Source organism: Pseudomonas sp. NPDC087358 (assembly GCF_044900785.1).
In the GTDB taxonomy this organism is placed as follows: Bacteria; Pseudomonadota; Gammaproteobacteria; order Pseudomonadales; family Pseudomonadaceae; genus Aquipseudomonas.
Genome location: NZ_JBJDOA010000009.1, coordinates 228,116 through 249,395 on the forward strand (window position 1 = coordinate 228,116; position 21,280 = coordinate 249,395).

17 protein-coding genes are annotated in these 21,280 nt (G+C 61.3%); 15 read left to right on the plus strand and 2 right to left on the minus strand.

What is annotated here, in order from left to right; all coding sequences use genetic code 11:
- The first annotated feature begins 3 nt into the window (after positions 1–3).
- Positions 4–672 (plus strand): N-acetylmuramate alpha-1-phosphate uridylyltransferase MurU, encoded by a 669-nt coding sequence (gene murU, locus ACI2KS_RS21205; RefSeq protein WP_404622959.1) that lies wholly within the window; start codon positions 4–6, stop codon positions 670–672.
- Positions 673–1,443 (plus strand): TerB family tellurite resistance protein, encoded by a 771-nt coding sequence (locus ACI2KS_RS21210; RefSeq protein ID WP_404622960.1) that lies wholly within the window; start codon positions 673–675, stop codon positions 1,441–1,443.
- 225 nt (positions 1,444–1,668) lie between these two features.
- Here the strand turns inward: ACI2KS_RS21210 and ACI2KS_RS21215 are convergent, their stop codons facing one another.
- Entirely contained in the window at positions 1,669–2,655 is a 987-nt protein-coding gene (locus tag ACI2KS_RS21215; RefSeq protein WP_404622961.1) for an alpha/beta hydrolase family protein, read from the minus strand.
- A gap of 194 nt (positions 2,656–2,849) precedes the next feature.
- Here ACI2KS_RS21215 and ACI2KS_RS21220 point away from each other — a divergent pair, with 194 nt between their 5' ends.
- The 12 genes from ACI2KS_RS21220 (at position 2,850) to trpE (ending at position 18,096) form a co-directional block, all read left to right on the plus strand.
- Positions 2,850–4,865: a histidine kinase gene (locus ACI2KS_RS21220; protein ID WP_404622962.1), complete on the plus strand. Its 2,016-nt coding sequence runs from the start codon at positions 2,850–2,852 to the stop codon at positions 4,863–4,865.
- On the plus strand, positions 4,862–5,491 hold the full coding sequence (locus tag ACI2KS_RS21225; RefSeq protein WP_404622963.1) for a response regulator: 630 nt from the start codon (positions 4,862–4,864) through the stop codon (positions 5,489–5,491). The genes ACI2KS_RS21220 and ACI2KS_RS21225 overlap by 4 nt, the downstream gene beginning before the upstream one ends.
- A gap of 290 nt (positions 5,492–5,781) precedes the next feature.
- Positions 5,782–6,906, plus strand: coding sequence for an ABC transporter ATP-binding protein (locus tag ACI2KS_RS21230; protein WP_404622964.1), 1,125 nt, complete (start codon positions 5,782–5,784; stop codon positions 6,904–6,906).
- 89 nt (positions 6,907–6,995) lie between these two features.
- The gene (locus tag ACI2KS_RS21235) at positions 6,996–8,027 is read left to right on the plus strand and encodes an ABC transporter substrate-binding protein (RefSeq protein ID WP_404622965.1); all 1,032 of its coding nucleotides are present in this window, start codon (positions 6,996–6,998) and stop codon (positions 8,025–8,027) included.
- A 187-nt stretch (positions 8,028–8,214) separates the two neighbouring features.
- Entirely contained in the window at positions 8,215–9,462 is a 1,248-nt protein-coding gene (locus ACI2KS_RS21240; protein ID WP_404622966.1) for an ABC transporter permease, read from the plus strand.
- 11 nt (positions 9,463–9,473) lie between these two features.
- A complete protein-coding gene (locus ACI2KS_RS21245; RefSeq protein ID WP_404622967.1) occupies positions 9,474–10,298 on the plus strand; it encodes an ABC transporter permease in 825 nt (274 codons plus the stop codon).
- 274 nt (positions 10,299–10,572) lie between these two features.
- Entirely contained in the window at positions 10,573–11,946 is a 1,374-nt protein-coding gene (locus ACI2KS_RS21250) for a sigma-54 interaction domain-containing protein (RefSeq protein WP_404622968.1), read from the plus strand.
- A 183-nt stretch (positions 11,947–12,129) separates the two neighbouring features.
- Complete coding sequence (locus tag ACI2KS_RS21255) at positions 12,130–13,293, plus strand: iron-containing alcohol dehydrogenase (RefSeq protein WP_404622969.1); 1,164 nt, start codon at positions 12,130–12,132, stop codon at positions 13,291–13,293.
- A 76-nt stretch (positions 13,294–13,369) separates the two neighbouring features.
- Positions 13,370–14,794 (plus strand): hypothetical protein, encoded by a 1,425-nt coding sequence (locus tag ACI2KS_RS21260; protein ID WP_404622970.1) that lies wholly within the window; start codon positions 13,370–13,372, stop codon positions 14,792–14,794.
- Positions 14,795–15,054: 260 nt separating this feature from the next.
- Complete coding sequence (rpe, locus tag ACI2KS_RS21265; protein ID WP_404622971.1) at positions 15,055–15,726, plus strand: ribulose-phosphate 3-epimerase; 672 nt, start codon at positions 15,055–15,057, stop codon at positions 15,724–15,726.
- Positions 15,726–16,544, plus strand: a complete 819-nt coding sequence (locus tag ACI2KS_RS21270) for a phosphoglycolate phosphatase (protein ID WP_404622972.1) — start codon at positions 15,726–15,728, stop codon at positions 16,542–16,544. The genes rpe and ACI2KS_RS21270 overlap by 1 nt, the downstream gene beginning before the upstream one ends.
- Before the next feature lie 70 nt (positions 16,545–16,614).
- Complete coding sequence (trpE, locus tag ACI2KS_RS21275; RefSeq protein ID WP_404622973.1) at positions 16,615–18,096, plus strand: anthranilate synthase component I; 1,482 nt, start codon at positions 16,615–16,617, stop codon at positions 18,094–18,096.
- A gap of 163 nt (positions 18,097–18,259) precedes the next feature.
- On the opposite strand, the gene estP is transcribed toward trpE, so the two are convergent.
- On the minus strand, positions 18,260–20,200 hold the full coding sequence (gene estP, locus ACI2KS_RS21280) for an esterase EstP (RefSeq protein ID WP_404622974.1): 1,941 nt from the start codon (positions 20,198–20,200) through the stop codon (positions 18,260–18,262).
- Positions 20,201–20,672: 472 nt separating this feature from the next.
- Here estP and ACI2KS_RS21285 point away from each other — a divergent pair, with 472 nt between their 5' ends.
- Positions 20,673–21,272, plus strand: coding sequence for an aminodeoxychorismate/anthranilate synthase component II (locus ACI2KS_RS21285; RefSeq protein WP_404622975.1), 600 nt, complete (start codon positions 20,673–20,675; stop codon positions 21,270–21,272).
- Positions 21,273–21,280 lie beyond the last annotated feature (8 nt).

The window sequence follows — 21,280 nt, forward strand, 5'->3', positions numbered from 1 at the left end:
CGCATGAAAGCAATGATTCTGGCGGCAGGCAAAGGCGAGCGCCTGCGCCCGCTGACCCTGCACACGCCCAAACCTCTGGTGCGCGTCGGTGGTGTGCCGCTGATCGAATATCACCTGCGCGCGCTCGAGGCCGCAGGCGTTGCCGAGGTGGTGATCAACCACGCCTGGCTGGGGCAACAGATAGAGGACTACCTGGGCAATGGTCAGCGCTTGGGCTTGAACATTCGCTACTCACCCGAAGGCGAGCCGCTGGAGACCGGTGGAGGGATTTTTCGGGCGTTGCCGTTGCTGGGGGATGAGCCGTTTCTGGTGGTCAATGGCGACATCTGGACCGACTGCGACTTCGCCGGGCTGGCTGCGCCGCTCAAGGGGCTGGCGCATCTGGTGCTGGTGGACAACCCGTTGCATCACCCCGGTGGTGACTTTGCGTTGGTTGATGGTCAGGTGCGGGATGACGCCAGCCTGCCACGCCTGACCTACAGCGGCATTGCCATTTTGCACCCGCAATTGTTCGCCGGTTGCAGCGATGGCGCGTTCAAGCTCGCGCCGCTGTTGAGGGACGCGATGGCCAAGGGGCAGGTGACCGGCGAGCACTTCAGCGGTCGTTGGGTGGATGTCGGCACTCATGAACGGTTGGCGCACGTCGAGCAGCTGCTTGCGGTGAAATCCTAGATGCTCTGGCCATTCACAGTCATCGGCGGTGGCGTCGGGTACGCGATTGCGAGTATTCCCGGGGCCATGCTCGGCGCGTTGCTGGGCCAGGCGCTGGATCGGCGCCTGCATGTGCAGAGCCTGGCCGAGCTGCGCGAGCGAATCAGCGGGCGTAGCGTCCCGCGGGATGATGAGCTGATCTTCATCCTCTTGGGTCGAGTGGCGAAAAGCGACGGCCGGGTGGTGGATGGTCACATTCAGCAGGCGCGGGTCGAGATGCGTCGTCTTGACTTGAGCGAGCCTGCCACGCGTCGTGCAATTGCCGCGTTCAATCGGGGCAAGGACGGACGCGACAATTTGCGGGTGCACCTGACGCGCCTGAAAACCCAGCCCCATGCTGCCGAAGGTTTGTTGCGCGCGTGTTGGCGCATGGCCTGGGCCGATGGCAAGGCCTCGCGCGCCGAGCGTGAGTTGATCGTGCTGTGGGGAAAATGGCTAGGGTGGCCTGCGCAGAAGGTCGAGGGTTTGTCCTCCACCGAGGACGAGCAGCGCGCCCGCGCACCCGCCAGCAGTGGCGGTGAATACCAGGATGCGTTGCGCTTGCTGGGGGTCAGGGCCGATTCCGAGCCGGCACAGATCAAGCGCGCCTACCGGCGGTTATTGAGTCGCCACCATCCGGACAAGGTCGCTGGCACCGGCGCCAGCCAGATGCAGGTGCGTGATGCCACCGAACGCACCCGAGAATTGCACAGCGCCTATGCCGTTATCCGTGACCGGCGCGGGTTTCGCTGAATGCACTGGCATGCGCTTCTGCCCCGAGGACGGAGGAGCAAGCTGGCTCGCGATCTGGCGCGCAGCGGCAGTAAAACCGAAGACCCGAGAGTGTCAGGCGACACTATCGCCACGGAACGACTGCCGCTGCGTGCCAGATCGCAGGCCGTGCAGCGCCGCCCCGGCAGCTGCCACGGCCTGCGGCCAGCATCAAAAGCAGGTCGAGCACGGCGCGGCAGGCTTGATCTACTGCCCCTCCAACCACCCCCGCACACGGCGAAACAGCTGATCCTGCTCCATGGCCGTATTGCCCGGAATCGCATTCAGCGTCACCTGGGTAAACCGCGCATTTTTCACGCGCTTGCTGGCGTCAAGACGATCCTGTGCCTGTTGCCGAGGCACTGACCGGTCCTTGTTGACGAAATCCGCCGTGGCGACTTTCAGCGTAGGCAAAACGTCCAGCAGCGCGGGCTCGTCCTTGCCGGTGTCCATGGCCGTCACCATCACCAGACGCTGTACCGCAGGCGACGGCCGTTCGCTCATGTAACGGGCCGCCCAGTAGGCACCAGTGCCATGCCCCAACAGCACGATGCTGCGGGCTTTGTTCTGTTGCGCAAAGGCCACGGCGCTGTCGATGCGGGCGAAGATTTTCTCGGCGTTGGCTTTGGCCTGTTCAGCTTGCGCGGCGGCTTGTTCAGCAGTCGCTGCTGCGTCGGCTTCAGCGGTGGATGCCGGATCTGCCTCCTTGGCTTGTGGGTCTTTGGCTTTGTCCTTGTCAGCGGCAGCCTTGTCGTCGGCGGCAGGGGTGTCGGCCGCACGTGCGAAGACACCGTCGTTGTAGGCGTCGGGCATGCTCAGGCTCAAGCTGGACCAGCCAACTTCCGGTAGCTTGCGCCGCAGCGGTCCCACGGCGTTGGGCCAGTCGGGGGACTCGTCGGCGCCGGGAACGATCACCACCGCGCCCTTGGGTTCGCCGATGTTGGCCGGTTTCCACAAGGCCAGAAAGCTCTCGTCCCCGGCCTGCAGTTGCTGTTGCTCGGCTTTTGGCACCTGACGTTCGAGTGCCAGCGCGTCTTCCTGACTGCGCGAGGGCAGGGCTGCTCGCTCGACGGCTGTCTCGGCGGGCTTGGCGTCTTTATCCGGTGCAGGATCAGCGGCCATCGCAATCTGCGAGCAAGGTAGTATCAGCGTCAGGCAAATCGCGGGAAACATTGCGCGAATGGTGTAGGACATCGAATATTCCAAAGGCCAGAAACAATTCCGGCAGCCTAATGGGTTGATGACTGTTTGTCAGGCCGGGCATCGGCGCCCGCCTTGAGGCGGCACGCACATCACATGATTGATCAGGGATTCCGGGAAGTGGAGATGACAGGTTGAGAATCCGCGTGCTGTGCCTTTGGGTTATCGGCTGCCCGAGAGTGCTCTTGATGGGCCTGATGCTCATCGCCTTTGCTTCAGCCGCGCAAAGTGCAGTGCCCAACGCGGCTGCGGATGTGCTGACTGGCGCGCAGCGAGACTGGCTCACCCAGCGCGGCCAGTTACGGGTAGGGCTGGTGCTGCAGGCACCCTATGCACAATTTGATCGTCGCGCTCAGGTGTTGTCCGGCGCCAACGTCGATCTGGTCAATCTGATGGCCAAGACGCTGCAGGTCGAGTTGTTATGGCGCAACTTCGCCGATCAGGCCGAGCTTGAGAAAGCCCTCGCCGAGGGCCAGATCGACTTTGCCCCGGGCCTGACGCAAACCCCCGCCGGTCTGCGCGCATGGCTGTACTCCGATCCCTACATGCGCGTGCCGCAGTTGCTGGTCGGCGAGCGCGATGGTGCCGGTGCTGTGGATCTGGACAAACTCGACAGTCAGGTGCGGGTGGCTGTGCGCATGCCCAGTGCGACGGCCGACTATCTGCGTTCCAACTACACCCATCTCAACGTGCAGGGTGTGCCGCTGGAGCGTCAGGCGTTGCAGCTGTTACTCAGTCAGCAGGCGCGCTATGCGGTGGTCGATGAGGCGCAGCTCAGTCGCCTGTCCCGCGAAAGCGAATTTGCCGGGCTGGCGGTGGTGGGGGATATCGGCTTTCCGCAGTTGCTCAGAGTCGCCTCCCGTCGCGATACGCCCATACTGGCCGAAATTATCAGCCAGGCCTTGGGCGCGATTGCACCGAAGGATCTGGACCAACTGCATGCGCAATGGCTGCAAGCCAAATACCCGCAAGTCAGCGAGTCCCCGGGGCTGTGGAAAAACATATCGCTGCTGCTGTTGGTGCTGGTGCTGGCCAGCGCGGCGATTGTGTTCTGGCAGCGCAAGCAGCAGCAGGTGCTGGAGCGCGACTTGCTGGCGGCGCGTGAGGATATCGCCCGGCGTCTGGCCGGCGAGGAGTCGTTGCGTCTGGCGCAGTTCTCCATCGACCAAAGCACAGTGGGCATCCTTTGGGTCAACTGGGACAGCCACGTACGCTATGCCAACCAAGCCGCCGAAAGCATGCTCGGTTACGCGTCGGGGGGAGTGGTGGATCGGCCGCTGATCGATTTCGAGCCGGGGCTTAACATGGATCGCTGGCTCAACCTGTGGAAAAACGCGCGATCCAGCGACGAGGCGCCGCAGAATTTCGAGAGCAACTGTCTGCGCGCCGACGGGAGCATTCTGCCGGCGGATGTGTCGTTGAGTTTCCTGCGGTTTCGCCAGGCCGAATACCTGGTGGTGTTCATCACCGACGTCACCGAGCGTCGTCGTTCGCTCGCCGCGTTGCAGGAGAGCGAGGCGCGCCTGCAGGTGCTGGCCGAGCAGCTGCGAGAGCTGTCGGCGCATCTGGAGACAGTGCGCGAAGAAGAAAAGGCCCGAATTGCCCGGGAGGTTCACGACGAGTTGGGGCAGATGCTGACCGTGCTCAAGCTGGAAACCTCGATGTGCGAGCTGGCCTATGCCGACCTCGACCCTGGCCTGCGAGACAGACTCAACAGCATGAAGCGTCTGATCGCCCAGTTGTTTCAGCTGGTGCGTGATGTGGCGACAGCGTTGCGCCCGCCGATCCTGGATGCCGGGATCGCGTCGGCCATCGAATGGCAAGCCCGACGGTTTGAGGCGCGCACGCAGATTCCCTGTCTGGTCCAGGTGCCGGACAACCTGCCGGCGCTTGCCGATGCCACCGCGATCGGCCTGTTCCGCATTCTTCAGGAGTCTTTGACCAACGTCATGCGTCACGCCCAGGCCCACACAGTGGAGCTGAACCTCAGTCTGGACGACGGCGTGCTGTGCATGAGCATTGCCGATGACGGCAAGGGCTTCGATCAGGACGCAGCACGGCCGGTGTCGTTCGGGCTGGTGGGTATGCGGGAGCGGGTGCTGATCATGGGCGGACGATTGCATCTGGACAGTACGCAGGGAGAAGGCACAACCTTGCGCATCTATATTCCGCTGGAACAGGTCGCTCAGGAGCAAGTGCAGTGATTCGTGTATTGGTCGCCGAAGATCACACCATCGTCCGCGAGGGCATCAAGCAGTTGATCGGTCTGGCCAAGGACCTGCAAGTGGTGGGCGAGGCCGGCAATGGCGAGCAGTTGCTGGAAGCCTTGCGCCACATTGAATGCGAGGTCGTGCTGCTGGACATCTCCATGCCGGGCGTCAACGGGCTGGAGGCCATCCCGAGAATCAGGGCGCTGAACAACCCGCCAGCGATTCTGGTGCTGTCGATGCATGACGAGGCACAGATGGCCGCCCGCGCGCTGAAGGTCGGTGCTGCCGGCTACGCGACCAAGGACAGCGATCCTGCGTTGCTGCTGACGGCGATCCGTCGGGTGGCGGCGGGCGGGCGGTATATCGACCCTGATCTGGCGGACCGCATGGTCTTCGAGGTCGGCCTGACAGACAGTCGGCCGTTGCACTCGCTGTTGTCCGAGCGCGAATTCTCGGTGTTCGAGCGCCTGGCCCAAGGCGCCAACGTCAATGACATCGCTCAGCAACTGGCGCTGAGCAGCAAGACTATCAGCACCCACAAGGCCAGGTTGATGCAAAAGCTCAACATCTCTTCGCTGGCGGAACTGGTGAAGTATGCGATGGAGCATAAGCTGGTCTGATGCCGTGTCTAAAAACGACGCTTTGGGCGGCCTGATAACCGCTATCGCGAGCAAGCTCACTCCTACAGGTGATCGCGACACCCCTGTAGCAGTGAGCTTGCTCGCGATTGCGTCATCCCAGTCGAAATGACGCGTGAGCTGGACATATCCAATCCCGCCATCCCTGTAGGGCAATCCCTACCCTCAACCTTCCACGGCGCTTAGGGCAATCTCTCATACCCCCCGATTTGCGCGGTCTGCGGGCTGATCTAGGCTTGTTGCCCACGGTTGATTAAACAAAGGTGTGGGTAATGAGCAACGTCGATTCAAGCGCTGGGGCGAGTGATGTTCTGGTCAGCTTTCGTGGTGTGCAAAAGAGCTACGACGGCGAAGCCCTGATCGTCAAGGATCTCAACCTGGACATTCGCAAGGGCGAGTTCCTCACCCTGCTCGGGCCTTCGGGTTCCGGCAAGACCACCAGCCTGATGATGCTCGCCGGTTTCGAAACGCCGACGGCGGGGGAGATCCTGCTGGCGGGTCGCTCGATCAACAACGTACCGCCGCACAAGCGCGACATCGGCATGGTGTTCCAGAATTACGCATTGTTTCCGCACATGACGGTGGCCGAGAACCTGGCGTTCCCGTTGTCGGTGCGCGGCATGAGCAAGACCGACGTCGCCGAGAAGGTCAAGCGCGCCCTGGACATGGTGCAGCTGGGTACTTTCGCCCATCGCTATCCGGCGCAATTGTCCGGCGGGCAGCAGCAGCGTGTGGCCCTGGCCCGCGCGCTGGTGTTCGAGCCGCAACTGGTGCTGATGGATGAGCCGCTGGGCGCACTCGACAAACAGCTGCGCGAACACATGCAGATGGAGATCAAGCATCTGCATCAGCGTCTGGGCGTTACCGTGGTCTACGTGACCCACGACCAGGGTGAGGCGCTGACGATGTCCGACCGCGTCGCGGTTTTCCATCAGGGCGAAATCCAGCAGATCGCGCCGCCACGCACGCTGTATGAAGAGCCGAAGAATACCTTCGTCGCCAACTTCATCGGCGAGAACAACCGCATCAACGGCACCTTGCTCAGTCAGACCGGCGATCGTTGCCTGGTCGCGCTGACCCGTGGCGAAAAAGTCGAGGCACTGGCGGTCAACGTCGGCCCTGCCGGCAGCCCGGTAACCCTGTCGATTCGTCCGGAGCGGGTGAACCTCAACGGTCGCAGCGAAAGTTGCGTCAACCGTTTCTCCGGTCGCGTCGCTGAATTCATTTATCTGGGTGACCACGTACGGGTTCGTCTGGAAGTGGCCGGCAAAACCGATTTCTTCGTCAAGCAGCCTATCGCCGAGCTCGATCCTGCCTTAAGCGTTGGCGACGTTGTGCCCATTGGATGGCAGGTCGAGCACGCCCGCGCGCTGGACCCTTTGCAGGACGCGCATTGATTCACTGAAGTACCTGTAAACCGAGGCACCCAGAGGCGAAGCAATCGCCCCCATCGCTTAACCAACATTGTTCGTGGAGAGAAAAATAAATGCTCAAGACATTGAAGCTCACCGCCTTATCGGTCGGCATGATGTGCGCCGCGCAAGCCATGGCAGCGGACCTGACTGTCATTTCCTTCGGTGGTGCGAACAAGGCAGCACAGGAAAAGGCTTTCTACGCGCCGTGGGAAAAGACCGGCAGCGGCAAGATCATTGCGGGCGAGTACAACGGTGAGATGGCCAAGGTAAAAGCCATGGTCGACACCAAGAGCGTGAGCTGGGATCTGGTGGAAGTCGAATCCCCTGAGCTGTCCCGCGGTTGCGACGAAGACATGTTCGAAGAGCTTGATCCGGCGATGCTGGGCAAGAAAGAAGACTACGTTCCGGGTGCGATCCAGACCTGCGGCGTAGGCTTCTTCGTGTGGTCGACCGTGTTGGCCTACAACGCCGACAAGCTCAAATCCGCTCCGACCGGCTGGGCCGATTTCTGGAACACCGAGAAATTCCCGGGCAAGCGCGGCCTGCGTAAAGGCGCCAAATACACCCTGGAATTCGCCCTGATGGCCGATGGCGTGGCGCCCAAGGACGTCTACAAAGTGCTGGCCACCAAAGAAGGTCAGGACCGCGCCTTCAAGATGCTCGACAAGCTCAAGCCAAGCATTCAGTGGTGGGAAGCTGGCGCACAGCCACCGCAGTATCTGCAATCGGGCGACGTGGTCATGAGCTCGGCCTACAACGGTCGCATCGCTGCGGTACAGAAAGAAAGCAACCTGAAAGTGGTCTGGACCGGCGGCGTGTATGACTTCGACGCATGGGCCATTCCCAAGGGCGCGAAAAACGCCGAAGAAGCCAAGAAGTTCATCGCTTACACCCTCAAGCCTGAACAGCAGAAGACTTACTCGGAAAACATCGCCTACGGCCCGGCCAATACCCAGGCAGTCTCGATGCTGAGCGCCGACACCCTGAAAAACATGCCGACCACCCCTGAGAACATCAAGGATCAGGTACAGATCGACGTGAAATTCTGGGCCGACTTCGGCGAGACCCTGGAGCAGCGTTTCAATTCCTGGGCTGCCAAGTAATGCCGACCCTGTAGCAGCCCGGCCAACCGGCGGCAGCGGCGTCGAAGTCGTCGCCCGCTGGCGAGAGAACACCCGCCGGCTGCCTGGTTGTCTGCATTGCGTTTGATCTGAGTTAAACCGAGTGCTTCGCTTGTTCCTCTTTGAGAACAGGCGAAGCACTTTTTGTTGAAAGATTTCGGAGTTTGCTATGGCCACCGCCGTGCCCCTGACTGAAGGCGCCAGCCCGACCTTGAAGCAACGCCTGGCCCGTGCCGAGCGCGTCAACCGCTGGAAGGCCCAGGCATTGATTGCGCCGTTGGTGATCTTCCTGCTGCTGGTGTTTCTGGTGCCGATCGCGGCCCTGCTCTACAAAAGCGTGAACAACCCTGAAGTGGTGGGCGGCATGCCGCTTACCGTTGCACAGGTCAGCAAATGGGACGGCAAGGGGTTACCCCCTGAGTCGGCGTACAAAGCCCTGAGCGCGGACCTGGCCGAGAGTCGCAAGAATCAGACCCTGGGCGATTTGTCCAAGCGCCTCAACCAGGAGTTGGCCGGCTATCGCAGCCTGCTGGCGAAAACCGCTCGTGCCGTGCCATTCAAGGAAGAGCCTTCCTCTTATAAGGAAGCGCTGGAAGCCGTGGATGAGCGCTGGGGTGATCCTGCTTACTGGCAGGCGATCCGCCGCAATACCTCAAGCCTGACCCCCTATTACCTGTTGGCAGCTGTCGACCACCGCATCGATGACCTCGGTGAACTGGCGCCTGCCACGCCGGATCAGGCGATCTATGTCGACATTTTCGCCCGCACCTTCTGGATGGGCCTGGTGATCACTGTGATCTGCCTGCTGCTGGCCTATCCACTGGCTTACCTGCTGGCCAATTTGCCGGCCCGCCAGAGCAACCTGTTGATGATTCTGGTGCTGCTGCCGTTCTGGACCTCGATCCTGGTGCGCGTGGCGGCCTGGATTGTCTTGCTGCAATCGAGTGGTCTGATCAACGGCGCGTTGATGGCCATGGGCATCATCGATAAACCGCTGGAGCTGGTGTTCAACCGGGTCGGCGTGTACATCTCGATGGTGCACATCATGCTGCCGTTCATGATCCTGCCGATCTACAGCGTGATGAAAGGTATCTCGCCGACTTACATGCGCGCCGCCATTTCCCTGGGCTGCAACCCGTTCGCCAGTTTCTGGCGGGTGTACTTCCCGCAGACCTACGCCGGTGTCGGTGCGGGGTGTCTGCTGGTTTTCATCCTTGCCATCGGCTACTACATCACCCCGGCGTTGCTGGGCAGCCCGAACGATCAGATGGTCAGTTATTTCGTGGCCTTCTACACCAACACCAGCATCAACTGGGGCATGGCCACTGCCTTGGGCGGGCTGCTGTTGCTGGCAACCGTGGTGCTGTATCTGATTTATAGCTGGCTGGTCGGCGCCAGTCGCCTGCGTCTGAGCTGAGGAGAATGACCATGTTGAGCCCTTATTCCTCGCCTATCGAGCGGGTCTGGTACTACGCGCTGCGCATCCTGTGCGGGCTGATTCTGTTGTTCCTGGTGCTGCCGGTCCTGGTGATCGTGCCGCTGTCGTTCAACTCCGGCAGCTTTCTGGTCTATCCGTTGCAAGGTTTCTCGCTGCACTGGTATCAGGACTTCTTCGGCTCGGCGGAGTGGATGCGCGCGTTGAAGAACAGTCTGATCGTGGCCCCGGCCGCCACTGTGCTGGCGATGGGCTTTGGCACCCTGGCAGCGATTGGTCTGACCCGCAGCAACTTCCCCGGCAAACCGCTGGTGATGGCGCTGGTGATCTCGCCGATGGTGGTGCCGGTGGTGATCGTCGGTGTCGCAAGCTACCTGTTCTTCGCCCCGCTGGGCCTGGGCAACAGCTACACCTCGCTGATCCTGGTGCACGCCGTGTTGGGTGTGCCATTCGTGATCATCACCGTCTCGGCGACCCTGCAAGGCTTCAACTACAACCTGGTACGTGCCGCCGCCAGCCTGGGCGCCTCCCCGGTGACAGCGTTTCGCCGAGTGACCTTGCCGTTGATCGCGCCGGGGGTGATTTCCGGCGCGCTGTTCGCATTTGCCACCTCCTTCGATGAAGTGGTGGTGACGCTGTTTCTCGCCGGGCCGGAGCAAGCGACATTGCCACGACAGATGTTCAGCGGTATCCGCGAAAACCTGAGCCCGACCATCGCTGCCGCAGCCACCTTGTTGATTGGTTTCTCGGTGGTGCTGCTGCTGGTGCTGGAATGGCTGCGCGGGCGCAGCGAGAAGTTGCGTACGGCGGTGGAATAACCTGCTTGCAGGCCAGTGATGCGGTTCTCCCGAGGGAGCCGGCTTGCTGGCGAATGCGCTGTGTCAGACGACCCTTTCGTCACTGACACACCCTTTCGCCAGCAAGCCGGCTCCTGCAGTTGAGCGGTGTAGATTCCCCAGCCGTCGTGTCCCTGCGGTCTCGGCCTTCACAGTTAAAAGCGGTATATATCCCAGACCATCGTCGTCTCTGCATCCCCGGCCATCACCGTTTAAACTCCCCTCCTTGCGACCAACCCACGCACGGAGCCCATCGGTGAACGTCAACGACGCCAGTTTCGAAGAACTGCTCAACGCTTTGCATGACGGCGTCTACATCACCGATGGCGATGGCAAGACGTTGAAGGTCAACCATGCCTATGAGCGCCTGACGGGCCTGAGCGGCGCCGATCTGATCGGTCGGCCAATGCAGGAGCTGGTCCGCGAGGGCGTCATTTCGCAGTCGGCCTCGCTGCGCGTGTTGCAGGAAGGTCGGCCAGTGTCGGTGATGCAGAGCCTGAGTCAGGGCAAAAAACTGCTGGTCAGCGCGACGCCGATTCTTGATGCCGAACACCGTATTTCCTACGTCGTCAGCACCGTGCGCGACATGACCGAGCTGCTGCGCATGAAGCACGAGCGCGACGAGTTGCAGCAACTCAAGCAACTGCGCAACAGCACCGCCAAACTTCACGCCGGTCAGCGCGATAACCTTCTGCACTCGCCGCTGATGGCCGATCAGGAAGTGTCCGGCCGGGTGTTCTCGCTGGCGCGGCAGGTCGCCAGCAGCTCGGTGAAAGTCTTGCTGCAGGGCGAAACCGGGGTCGGCAAAACCCTCGTGGCGCAGTTCATACACAACGCAAGCCCGCGTGCCAGTGAGCCGTTTCTGGCGCTCAACTGCGGCGCGCTGCCGGAGAACCTGATCGAGGCCGAATTGTTCGGCTATGCCCCCGGGGCCTTCACCGGAGCCGGACCCAAAGGCAAGCGCGGGCTGCTGGAACTGGCGCACCACGGCACGCTGTTTCTCGATGAGATTGGCGATCTGCCGCTACCGGTCCAGGTCAAGCTGCTCAAGGTCATCGAAGAAAACCGCTTCATTCCGGTCGGTGGTCTGGAGTTGAAGGAGGTCGACGTGCGCATCATCAGCGCCACCCACCACGACCTCAAACAGTTAGTCGCTGAAGGACGTTTCCGCGCAGACCTCTACTACCGGCTGAACGTGGTGCCGATCAACATCCCGGCGTTGCGTGAACGCAGTGAGGAAATCCCGCCGCTGTTGCATTACTACCTCGACAGCTTCAACGCACGGTATCAGCGCCAGGTGCAGTGGAGCCTGGAGGCGCTCGACCTGATGTGCGACTACGCCTGGCCCGGCAACATTCGTGAGTTGATCAACATCATCGAGCGGCTGGTGGTGACCAGTCACACCGACACCATTGAGGCGCTGGATTTGCCCGAGGAGATCCTCAACCTCAATCCGCAGAACGCCGACGACAGCCGTTTGCCGCTGCGCAAGGTGCTGGAAAACGCCGAGCGTTCGGCAATTCGGGCGGCCTTGCAGGTTCACAAGACCACTCGGCTGGCGGCCAAGGCCCTGGGCGTCAGCCAGGCGACTGTGGTGCAGAAGATGAAGCGTTGGGAGCGCACTGATTAGGATTTCAATCAAAGCCGGTAAAACCGATCAGAAAACTGATCGGGACCGGCCGCTCAAAAGCCCTTCAAACCTCGTGTGATTCACGCAAAGCCCCGAGGCCCGGGGCTTTCGCTGGATTGGCACAGCTTTCGCTATCTCATCCTGCACGTCTTCCAATAAAACAACGCACACAGGACGAGCCCGATGAGCCTCTCTGCCTCCAAAATCAGCGCCTTCAAAATCGCCAACAAGTTGATCACCGGCCCTGCCGCCATCGAGCAGTTGGCCGCGGAACTGACCCGCCTCAATGTCAACAACCCGCTGATCGTCACTGACGCCATTCTGGTCAAATCCGGCACGGTCGACCTGGCTCTGGCGCAGCTGGGTGGCCGCCGATACGGCATCTTCGATCAGGTCAAACCGGAGCCGGAAATCTCCATCGTCGAAGACTGCACCCGTGCTTATCGCGAGGGCGGCCATGACGGGCTGATCGGTCTGGGCGGCGGTAGCGCCATCGATATCGCCAAGGGCGTTGCTGCGTTCGCCGGCCATGAAGGGCCCTTGACCGAATTGTTCGGCGTCGATCTGGTGAAGCGCAAAGGCCCTGCGCTGATTGCCATTCCGACCACGGCGGGTACCGGCTCGGAGGTCACCAACGTGGCGATCTTCTCCGACAAACAAGCGCAGCTGAAAAAAGGCATCGTCAGCGATTATCTGCTGCCGGATGTGGCGCTGGTCAGCCCGGTCATGACCCTCACCTGTCCGCGCAGCGTCACAGCAGCCAGTGGTGTCGACGCGCTGGTGCACGCCATCGAGTCCTATCTGTCGGTCAATGCCTCGCCGATCACCGATGCTATCGCGCTGGGCGCCATCAAGCTGATCGCCAAGGCGCTGCCCAAGGCCTATGCCAATCCGGCCAACCTGCAGGCTCGCGAGGACATGGCCACTGCCAGCCTGATGGCCGGCATGGCTTTCGGTAACGCAGGCGTGGGCGCGGTGCATGCGCTGGCGTATCCGCTGGGCGGGCGTTTCAACATTGCGCACGGGGTCAGCAATGCCTTGCTGCTGCCGTACGTGATGGAGTGGAACAAGATGGCCTGCGTCGAGCGCTTCCGTGATATCGCCGAGGCGATGGGGGTGCGAGTGGCCGAGCTGAGCGACAAGGACGCGGCCGATCAGGCCGTCAAAGCCATGGCCGACCTGTGTGCAGCGGTAGATATCCCGTCCGGCATGCGCAGTTTTGATGTGCCCGAAGATGCGATCCCGGCGATGGCCGAGGAGGCGAGCAAGATCGACCGCCTGATGCGTAACAACCCGCGCAAGCTCACGGCGGCCGACATCGAGAAAATTTACCGCGCAGCCTACTGATCGCCAAATGCCAAGGCGCCCGGCCGCACAGGTCCGGGCGTTTACCACTACAAGACCAATAAGACAGGTGCACTCAATGTCCAACACTCCCCCGGTGCGCAGCGAAAGCCCGTACATCCCGCTCGGCCCTTTCAAGGTGCGGTTGCCGTTCATTCACTACAAGTTCGAGCTGCCGGACTACCTGCAAGGCTTGCTGATGTGCGCCGTGGACCTGGCCGCTATTCCGCTGATGACCGAACTGCTGGGCATGCCGTTCGAAGTGGCGCTGGCGGTGGTGATGCTCAACGGTCTGCTTTATCTGACTCACCATCTGCTCGGCGACCCCACCGTACCTGGCTGGATTACCCCGGCCGTGCCGTTGTTGATGGCTTACTGCGCGCAGTTCCCGATGGGCCCGGAGCGTGTCCATGCCTTGATAGCCTTCCAGCTGATGCTGGGGGTGTTCTCGATTGCGCTGGGGGCCACCGGGATGGCGAAGAAGGTGGTCGAATACGTGCCCTCGGCGATCAAGTCGGGGATCATCGTCGGCGCCGGTCTGAGCGCAGTGATTGCGGTGTTTCAGGTGGGCGGTAAATTCAACGTGCTGCCCTGGACCATCTCCATCGCGGTCGGTATCGCGTTCTATCTGATCTTTTCCCAGCACTTCAACGAGCTCAAACAGCGCAACCGTTTCTGGTGGAATTTCGCCAAGCTCGGCATCTTGCCGATCATCCTGCTGGCGGTGGTGATTGCACCGCTGTTTGGCGAGGCGCCATGGCCGACTATCCAGTGGGGCATCAGCAAGCCGGATTTCGCCGGGCTGTGGAGCAACTACACAGTGTTCGGCCTGGGCATGCCGCCGCTGTCGATGTTCATTTCGGCGCTGCCAACCATGCTCGCGGTGTACATCATCGTCTTCGGCGACGTGCTCAGTGCCAAATCGCTGCTCGATGAAGCAGAAACCGTACGCAGCGATGAGATCGTCGACTACAACCCGGACCGTGCTCATCTGATTTTTGGTGCGCGCAATGCGTTCATGAGCATCTTCGGCCCGGACGTCGCCATGTGCGGTCCGAAGTGGGCGGCGATGCTGGTTGTGGTGATCGAGCGCTTCAAAGGTGGCCCGAAAGCGATGAAGTCGATCATCGGCGGTGTCGGCTCGTTCCGCTGGGGCACCAATACCGGGCTGTTGCTCTTGCCGGTAGTGACGCTCGTGCAGCCGATCCTCGGGGTGGCGCTGTCGTTGACGTTGCTGATCCAGGGTTATGTGAGCGTGCGTCTGGGCATCCTCGAAGCGCGCAGTCAGCGTGACCTGGGGATTGCCGGGGTGATCGGTGCGGTGTTGGCGATCAAGGGCGCGAGCTGGGCCTTCGCCATCGGCGTGGTGCTGTGCCTGTTGATCTATGGCAAGAACTTCTTCAAAGGGGAAGTGGACGGCACCTTCAGCAAGGACCTGAAAAACCTGGAGGCCAAGCCTGTGTCCAAGGCCGAGCGTGTCAAGGAAGAGGCGTTGGTGGATTGATCAGACAGCGTTGTCGCTGATGGCCTCATCGCGAGCAAGCTCACTCCTACAGGTTGTGTGTGGCTCGCAGCAGGGGCGAACAACGCTGATCCACTGTAGGAGTGAGCTTGCTCGCGATACCGATAGTTCAGGCAGCACCCACCTGCCTGACATCCCACATATGCCAGACACAAAACCGCATTCATCCGCCACCCGACCCACGTTTCAAAGTCTTGGAGTACAATGCGCGCCACCGTGATTTCGCTCAAAAAAGGTGCGTCATGCAGCCCTTCGCTATTGCTCCGTCGATTCTGTCCGCCGATTTCGCCCGCCTGGGTCAGGAAGTCGACAATGTCCTGGCCGCTGGCGCCGACATCGTCCACTTCGACGTCATGGACAATCACTACGTCCCCAACCTGACCATCGGTCCGATGGTCTGCGCGGCGTTGCGCAAGTACGGCATCACTGCACCGATCGACGTGCATCTGATGGTCAGCCCGGTCGACCGCATCATCGGCGACTTCATCGAGGCGGGTGCGACGTACATCACCTTCCACCCGGAAGCGACCCAGCACATCGACCGCTCCCTGCAACTGATCCGCGAAGGCGGTTGCAAGGCCGGCCTGGTGTTCAATCCGGCGACCCCGCTGAACCTGCTTGAATACGTCATGGACAAGGTCGACATGATCTTGCTCATGAGCGTCAACCCGGGCTTCGGGGGCCAGAAATTCATCCCCGGGACCCTCAACAAGCTGCGCGAGGCACGTGCCCTGATCGATGCGTCGGGCCGTGATATCCGTCTGGAAATCGACGGTGGCGTCAACGTCAACAACATCCAAGAAATCGCCGCCGCTGGCGCCGATACGTTTGTTGCAGGGTCAGCTATCTTCAATGCGCCCGACTACCAACAGGTCATTGAAAAAATGCGTGCAGAACTGGCGTTGGCTCGTTGATGAGCGGCTTCGAACAGCTGTTTCCGGGTCGCCTGCCGAAACTGATCATGTTTGATCTGGATGGCACATTGGTCGACTCGGTGCCGGATCTGGCCGCAGCTGTGGATAACACCCTGATTCAGCTCGGACGCGCGCCGGCGGGTATCGAGCGGGTGCGCGACTGGATCGGCAATGGCGTGCGCGTGCTGGTGCGTCGCGCGCTGGCCAACGACATGGATCACTCCGGTGTCGACGAAGCCTCGACCGAGGCCGCGCTGGCGATTTTCATGCAAGCCTATGGCGGCGATCACTCGCGGACCAAGGTCTATCCCGGGGTGCGTGAAACCCTGAAATGGCTGCAGAAGAACGGCGTGGAAATGGCCCTGATCACCAACAAGCCGGAGCAGTTCGTTGCGCCGTTGCTCGATGACATGAAACTGGGTCGTTTCTTCCGCTGGATCGTCGGCGGCGACACCTTGCCGCAACAGAAACCCGACCCCGCGGCGCTGTTCTTCGTGATGAAGATGGCCGGAGCGCCGGGCTCGCAATCGCTGTTTGTCGGTGATTCGCGCAACGACGTACTAGCGGCCAAGGCGGCCGGCGTCGCTTGCGTGGCCATGAGCTACGGCTATAACCACGGCCGCCCGATTGCCGAAGAACTCCCGGCGCTGGTGATCGATGATCTGCGCAAGCTGATTCCCGGTTGCTTAGATCTGGGGGCTGAGATAACGTTGCCCGACGTCAAATCCCCCTCCTTTAGAGAATCCATCGTGGTGGTCACTCGCAAACTCTGGATGAAAGTCATCAAGGCCCTGGCCCGCTGGCGTTGGCGCGCCTGACTTGAATCTGGCCGGACCCCCGGCGCGTTTGCACACCTGACCGTTTTACCCTCAGACCACGAGGCTGATCATGATCCGCGAAGAATTCCTGCGCTTGGCCGCTGAAGGCTACAACCGCATCCCGCTTGCCCTTGAAACCCTGGCCGACTTCGACACGCCGCTGTCGATTTACCTGAAACTCGCCGATGAGCCCAACTCCTATCTGCTGGAGTCGGTACAAGGCGGCGAGAAATGGGGGCGTTACTCGATCATCGGCCTGCCGTGCCGCACCGTGATGCGTGTGCATGAACACAACATCAGCGTGACCCACGACGGCGTCGAGATCGAAAGCCTGCAAGCCGAAGATCCGCTGGCGTTCGTCGAAACCTTCAAGGCGCGTTACAACGTGCCGACCATCCCCGGCCTGCCGCGCTTCAACGGCGGTCTGGTGGGGTATTTCGGCTATGACTGCGTGCGTTATGTGGAGCAAAGGCTGGGCGCCTGCCCCAACCCTGATCCGCTGGGCGTGCCGGACATCCTGCTGATGGTCTCCGATGCGGTGGTGGTGTTCGACAACCTGGCGGGCAAGATGCACGCCATCGTGTTGGTCGATCCGGCGCAGCTTGAGGCCTACGAAAGTGGCCAGGCGCGGCTGCAAGCGCTCATGGAAAAACTGCGTCAACCGATCACCCCGCGCCGTGGCCTGGACCTGACCCGTCCACAAGCCGCCGACCCGGTGTTTCGTTCCAGCTTCACCCAGGCCGACTACGAAAAAGCCGTCGGCACCATCAAGGAATACATCCTGGCGGGCGACTGCATGCAGGTGGTGCCGTCGCAGCGCATGTCCATCGACTTCAAGGCCGCGCCCATCGATCTGTACCGGGCGCTGCGTTGCTTCAACCCCACGCCGTACATGTACTTCTTCAACTTCGGCGACTTCCATGTCGTCGGCAGTTCGCCAGAAGTGCTGGTTCGCGTCGAGGACAACCTGATCACCGTGCGTCCGATCGCCGGCACTCGTCCCCGTGGCGCGACCGAAGAAGCGGATTACGCGCTGGAAGTCGACCTGCTGTCCGACGACAAGGAAATCGCCGAGCACTTGATGCTGATCGATCTGGGCCGCAATGACACGGGCCGTGTTTCTGAAATCGGCTCGGTGAAACTGACCGAGAAGATGGTCATCGAGCGTTACTCCAACGTGATGCACATCGTCTCCAACGTCACTGGCCAGCTGAAAAGCGGGCTGACGGCGATGGACGCGTTGCGAGCGATCCTGCCAGCGGGCACCTTGTCCGGCGCGCCGAAGATTCGCGCGATGGAAATCATCGACGAGCTGGAGCCGGTCAAGCGTGGCGTGTACGGCGGGGCAGTGGGTTATCTGGCGTGGAATGGCAACATGGACACCGCGATCGCCATTCGCACGGCAGTGATCAAAAACGGCGAACTGCACGTTCAGGCGGGCGGTGGCATCGTCGCCGACTCGGTGCCGGCCCTTGAATGGGAAGAGACCCTGAACAAACGCCGCGCCATGTTCCGCGCGGTGGCACTGGCGGAGCAGACGCCAGAGGGGTGACCCACCCACGTCTTAAAAAACGGCGCTCAGGGCGCCGTTTTTTATGACGTGCGCCAAGCGGCCTGTAGGCGTGAGCTTGCTCGCGATTGCGTTCATGCAGACGCCGCGTCGGTGTCTGATCGATCCAATCGCGAGCAAGCTCACTCCTACAGTTGTCGTTGGGTCAGAAATCCAGACTCAGCGCCAGGTTCACTCCCTGCTGGGTCACGTCGTCATTCTTGCGCCAGTTGTAGCCGGCGCGCAGGGTCAGGTCCGCTGCCAGCTTCTGACTCAGGCCAACGCTTGCCCGATTGAGGCTACGTTGCGGCTCATAACCCTGCAGATTGAAATCCACGCCCGGCACGCTGTTCAGGGCAATGGTCACATCCTGCTGATCGGTCTCGAACTCGCGCTCGTGCGCCACTTCGCCGAACAGCTGCGTTTGCGGCGTGAGGTCGAACTTGCCTTGCAGGCCCGCGCCCAGGCGTTTTGATCGACGCGTCTGGTCGTCGTAATTCAACGCTGTGGCGCGGGCGCTGTTTTCCGAATAGCCGTCCACGTTGATGTGTGAGTAATCGGCGCTGATAAATGGCGAGAAGTGCCACTTGCTGCTCTGCTCGGCAAGGTCGAACCCCAGCCGCGCGCCGAATGCCCACAAGTCGCCGTCGGTATCGCCTTTTTCCCCGGCTTCGCTGACGCCCAGGGCGAACTTGCGCTTGAGGTTGTCGTAGTCCAGCCGCCCGGCGGAGGCAGAAAGATCAGCCCACCAATGATTCGCCTGAAACTGTACGAAAGCGGTGGCGATATAGCTGTTGAGTTTGTAGTCCGAATCCCGGGCCCCTGCTTCCAGCGTCTGGCGATAGGCACCGGCAACCAACCCTGCGCGCCAGTCTTCGGCGAAGCGGTAACTGCCGCCAACGGTCAGGTTGTAGCCGTGACCGTCGCCGCTGGCGGAATGGCTCTGCGCGTCAAAGTCCAGCTTCTGACCGCCACCTGCGACGATGGCGCGCCATTGGCCGAGCGTCTGCCAGTTGCCCCAGTCCGCCAGCCACTGACTGCGCAGTTCATCCTGTTGCGCGCGCAGAGTGCCCATGGCCATTTCGGGCAGCAGACTGATTTCCCAGGGTGCGGACAGGATCGAATAGCCGTAATCGGCGATCAGCCGTTGGCCTGCTACCGTCGGGTGCACGCCGTCGTTGAACAGCAGTTTGCTCGGATCAGGTGTAAGGCCGCCTATCCCGTAGACGCTGTTGGCGGTGCAGCTGTTACCGCTGAAACAGGTGCCTACCAGATTCTGCTCGGCTGCCAGGCCATAACGGGCAGGTTCGGCAAGGACGTCTCGAACCAGCCCCGGCACGTTCAAAGGGATGACCTGGGCATTGATCTGCCCCAGACGGCTGACCAGTTGCTGGTTGAACACGCCGCTGAGCAGCGAGGAGGGCACTTGCAGAGGCGTGCCGAACACCGCGGGGGTCTGGCCTATATCAGGGAGCAACCAGACCATGATGTAGCGCGCGCCGGCCTGGGACAGAACCTGCGCGCCGTCGGCGAGATTATTGGCCGCCCCAACGGCCTGGGCCGGGCTCAGAATCCGTCCTTGCAGGAAGTCATTGCCGCCGCCGGTCAGGTAGTACAGCGCATTGGGATCGGCACGAAAGCCGGTTTGCTGAAGATACCCCGGCTTGCTGCGGAACACGGTGGTTACCCCAGTTGAGGTGTCGGTGTTGGCCACTTGCGACGCAGTGGTGATGGCTTGCAGGATCTGATCCGTTCGATCACCGCCTACCGCCCAGTTGTTGCCATCGGCCAAGCCTTGCGCGGCGCGAACCGGAGAAGTCGATGCCTGCAGGTCGCCGGGGGCGACGCCAAGCATGCCGCCGAGCAAGGTGGAGGAATTGAGGCCAAAGCGCTCGCCACTGCCATCGAGATAGGTAGGCCCCGTGCGGTTGGTGAAACGCAGGGTTGCGCCCGGCGGCCCACCTGCGTCGGGAAATTGCCCGGCGTCGGCAAGGCTGTCGCCAAACACGATCATCGTCGAATAGGGTGACGAGGCCGCCATGGCGGATGAACAGGCAAGTGTCAGCATGCAGGCCGCTAACGGCCGCGACAGATTGGCTTTGCGCATCGAGAGATCCTTTCTTGTTGTTGTACTGCCGTACGCAAAGGTAGCAGCCACGACACAAGGCGCCACGTCTGGGCGCTGCAGCCAGGATATTTCTGTACTGGCCAAACAGGCCTCATCTGTACTTCAGTGGCGTTGAAATCCGGCCAAATAGCCTTCAGGCCCCGCCGCCGGGGCACTACGATATTGCACGGTATGCCTCGGTACGCTACTGTGCGGCAACGTATGAACGAGACCTTTCCTGTGTCGATTGTCAGCAAACTCTTGATGCGCGTTATCAAGGCTCACGCCCGTTGGCGTTGGCGCGCCTGACTATTCCCCTGCCGGCCTTGCCGGACCTGTATTGATATGCCTTCTGAAGCCTCGGTTTAGCACCGCCTCGCCGGACCCTGTCCTGCGATCCCCCTGGTGCCCGACTGCGGGTATGAAATCGGAAGGCCACGTTAGAAGTCAGTAATTCAAAAGGTTAAGCACCATGCTGCTGATGATCGATAACTACGACTCCTTTACCTATAACGTCGTGCAGTACCTTGGCGAGTTGGGCGCCGACGTTAAAGTGATCCGCAATGACGAAATGACCGTGGCCCAGATCGAGGCCCTGAACCCCGAGCGCATTGTGGTCTCTCCAGGCCCCTGCACGCCGAACGAGGCGGGCGTGTCCATCGACGTGATCAAGCACTTTGCTGGCAAGCTGCCGGTGCTCGGCGTCTGTCTGGGCCATCAGTCCATCGGCCAGGCGTTTGGCGGCGATGTGGTGCGCGCCCGTCAGGTCATGCACGGCAAGACCAGTGCTCTGATCCACGAAGACAAAGGTGTCTTCGAAGGGTTGAAGCACCCGCTGACCGTCACTCGTTATCACTCCCTGGTGGTCAAGCGCGAAACCCTGCCCGAATGCCTGGAAATGACCGCCTGGACGCAGCTTGAAGACGGTTCTGTCGACGAAATCATGGGCTTGCGCCACAAGACGTTGAACGTCGAGGGCGTGCAGTTCCATCCTGAGTCGATTCTTTCCGAGCAGGGTCACGAGCTGTTCGCCAACTTCCTCAAGCAGACCGGCGGCACTCGTCAGGGTTAAGGACACTT

Excerpts from the sequence above, each read along its gene's own strand:
- murU (WP_404622959.1), top strand. The coding sequence starts at position 4 with ATGAAAGCAATGATTCTGGCGGCAGGCAAAGGCGAGCGCCTGCGCCCG.
- ACI2KS_RS21210 (WP_404622960.1), top strand. The coding sequence starts at position 673 with ATGCTCTGGCCATTCACAGTCATCGGCGGTGGCGTCGGGTACGCGATT.
- ACI2KS_RS21215 (WP_404622961.1), bottom strand. The coding sequence starts at position 2,655 with ATGTCCTACACCATTCGCGCAATGTTTCCCGCGATTTGCCTGACGCTG.
- ACI2KS_RS21220 (WP_404622962.1), top strand. The coding sequence starts at position 2,850 with ATGGGCCTGATGCTCATCGCCTTTGCTTCAGCCGCGCAAAGTGCAGTG.
- ACI2KS_RS21230 (WP_404622964.1), top strand. The coding sequence starts at position 5,782 with ATGAGCAACGTCGATTCAAGCGCTGGGGCGAGTGATGTTCTGGTCAGC.
- ACI2KS_RS21235 (WP_404622965.1), top strand. The coding sequence starts at position 6,996 with ATGCTCAAGACATTGAAGCTCACCGCCTTATCGGTCGGCATGATGTGC.
- ACI2KS_RS21240 (WP_404622966.1), top strand. The coding sequence starts at position 8,215 with ATGGCCACCGCCGTGCCCCTGACTGAAGGCGCCAGCCCGACCTTGAAG.
- ACI2KS_RS21245 (WP_404622967.1), top strand. The coding sequence starts at position 9,474 with ATGTTGAGCCCTTATTCCTCGCCTATCGAGCGGGTCTGGTACTACGCG.
- ACI2KS_RS21255 (WP_404622969.1), top strand. The coding sequence starts at position 12,130 with ATGAGCCTCTCTGCCTCCAAAATCAGCGCCTTCAAAATCGCCAACAAG.
- ACI2KS_RS21260 (WP_404622970.1), top strand. The coding sequence starts at position 13,370 with ATGTCCAACACTCCCCCGGTGCGCAGCGAAAGCCCGTACATCCCGCTC.
- rpe (WP_404622971.1), top strand. The coding sequence starts at position 15,055 with ATGCAGCCCTTCGCTATTGCTCCGTCGATTCTGTCCGCCGATTTCGCC.
- ACI2KS_RS21270 (WP_404622972.1), top strand. The coding sequence starts at position 15,726 with ATGAGCGGCTTCGAACAGCTGTTTCCGGGTCGCCTGCCGAAACTGATC.
- trpE (WP_404622973.1), top strand. The coding sequence starts at position 16,615 with ATGATCCGCGAAGAATTCCTGCGCTTGGCCGCTGAAGGCTACAACCGC.
- estP (WP_404622974.1), bottom strand. The coding sequence starts at position 20,200 with ATGCGCAAAGCCAATCTGTCGCGGCCGTTAGCGGCCTGCATGCTGACA.
- ACI2KS_RS21285 (WP_404622975.1), top strand. The coding sequence starts at position 20,673 with ATGCTGCTGATGATCGATAACTACGACTCCTTTACCTATAACGTCGTG.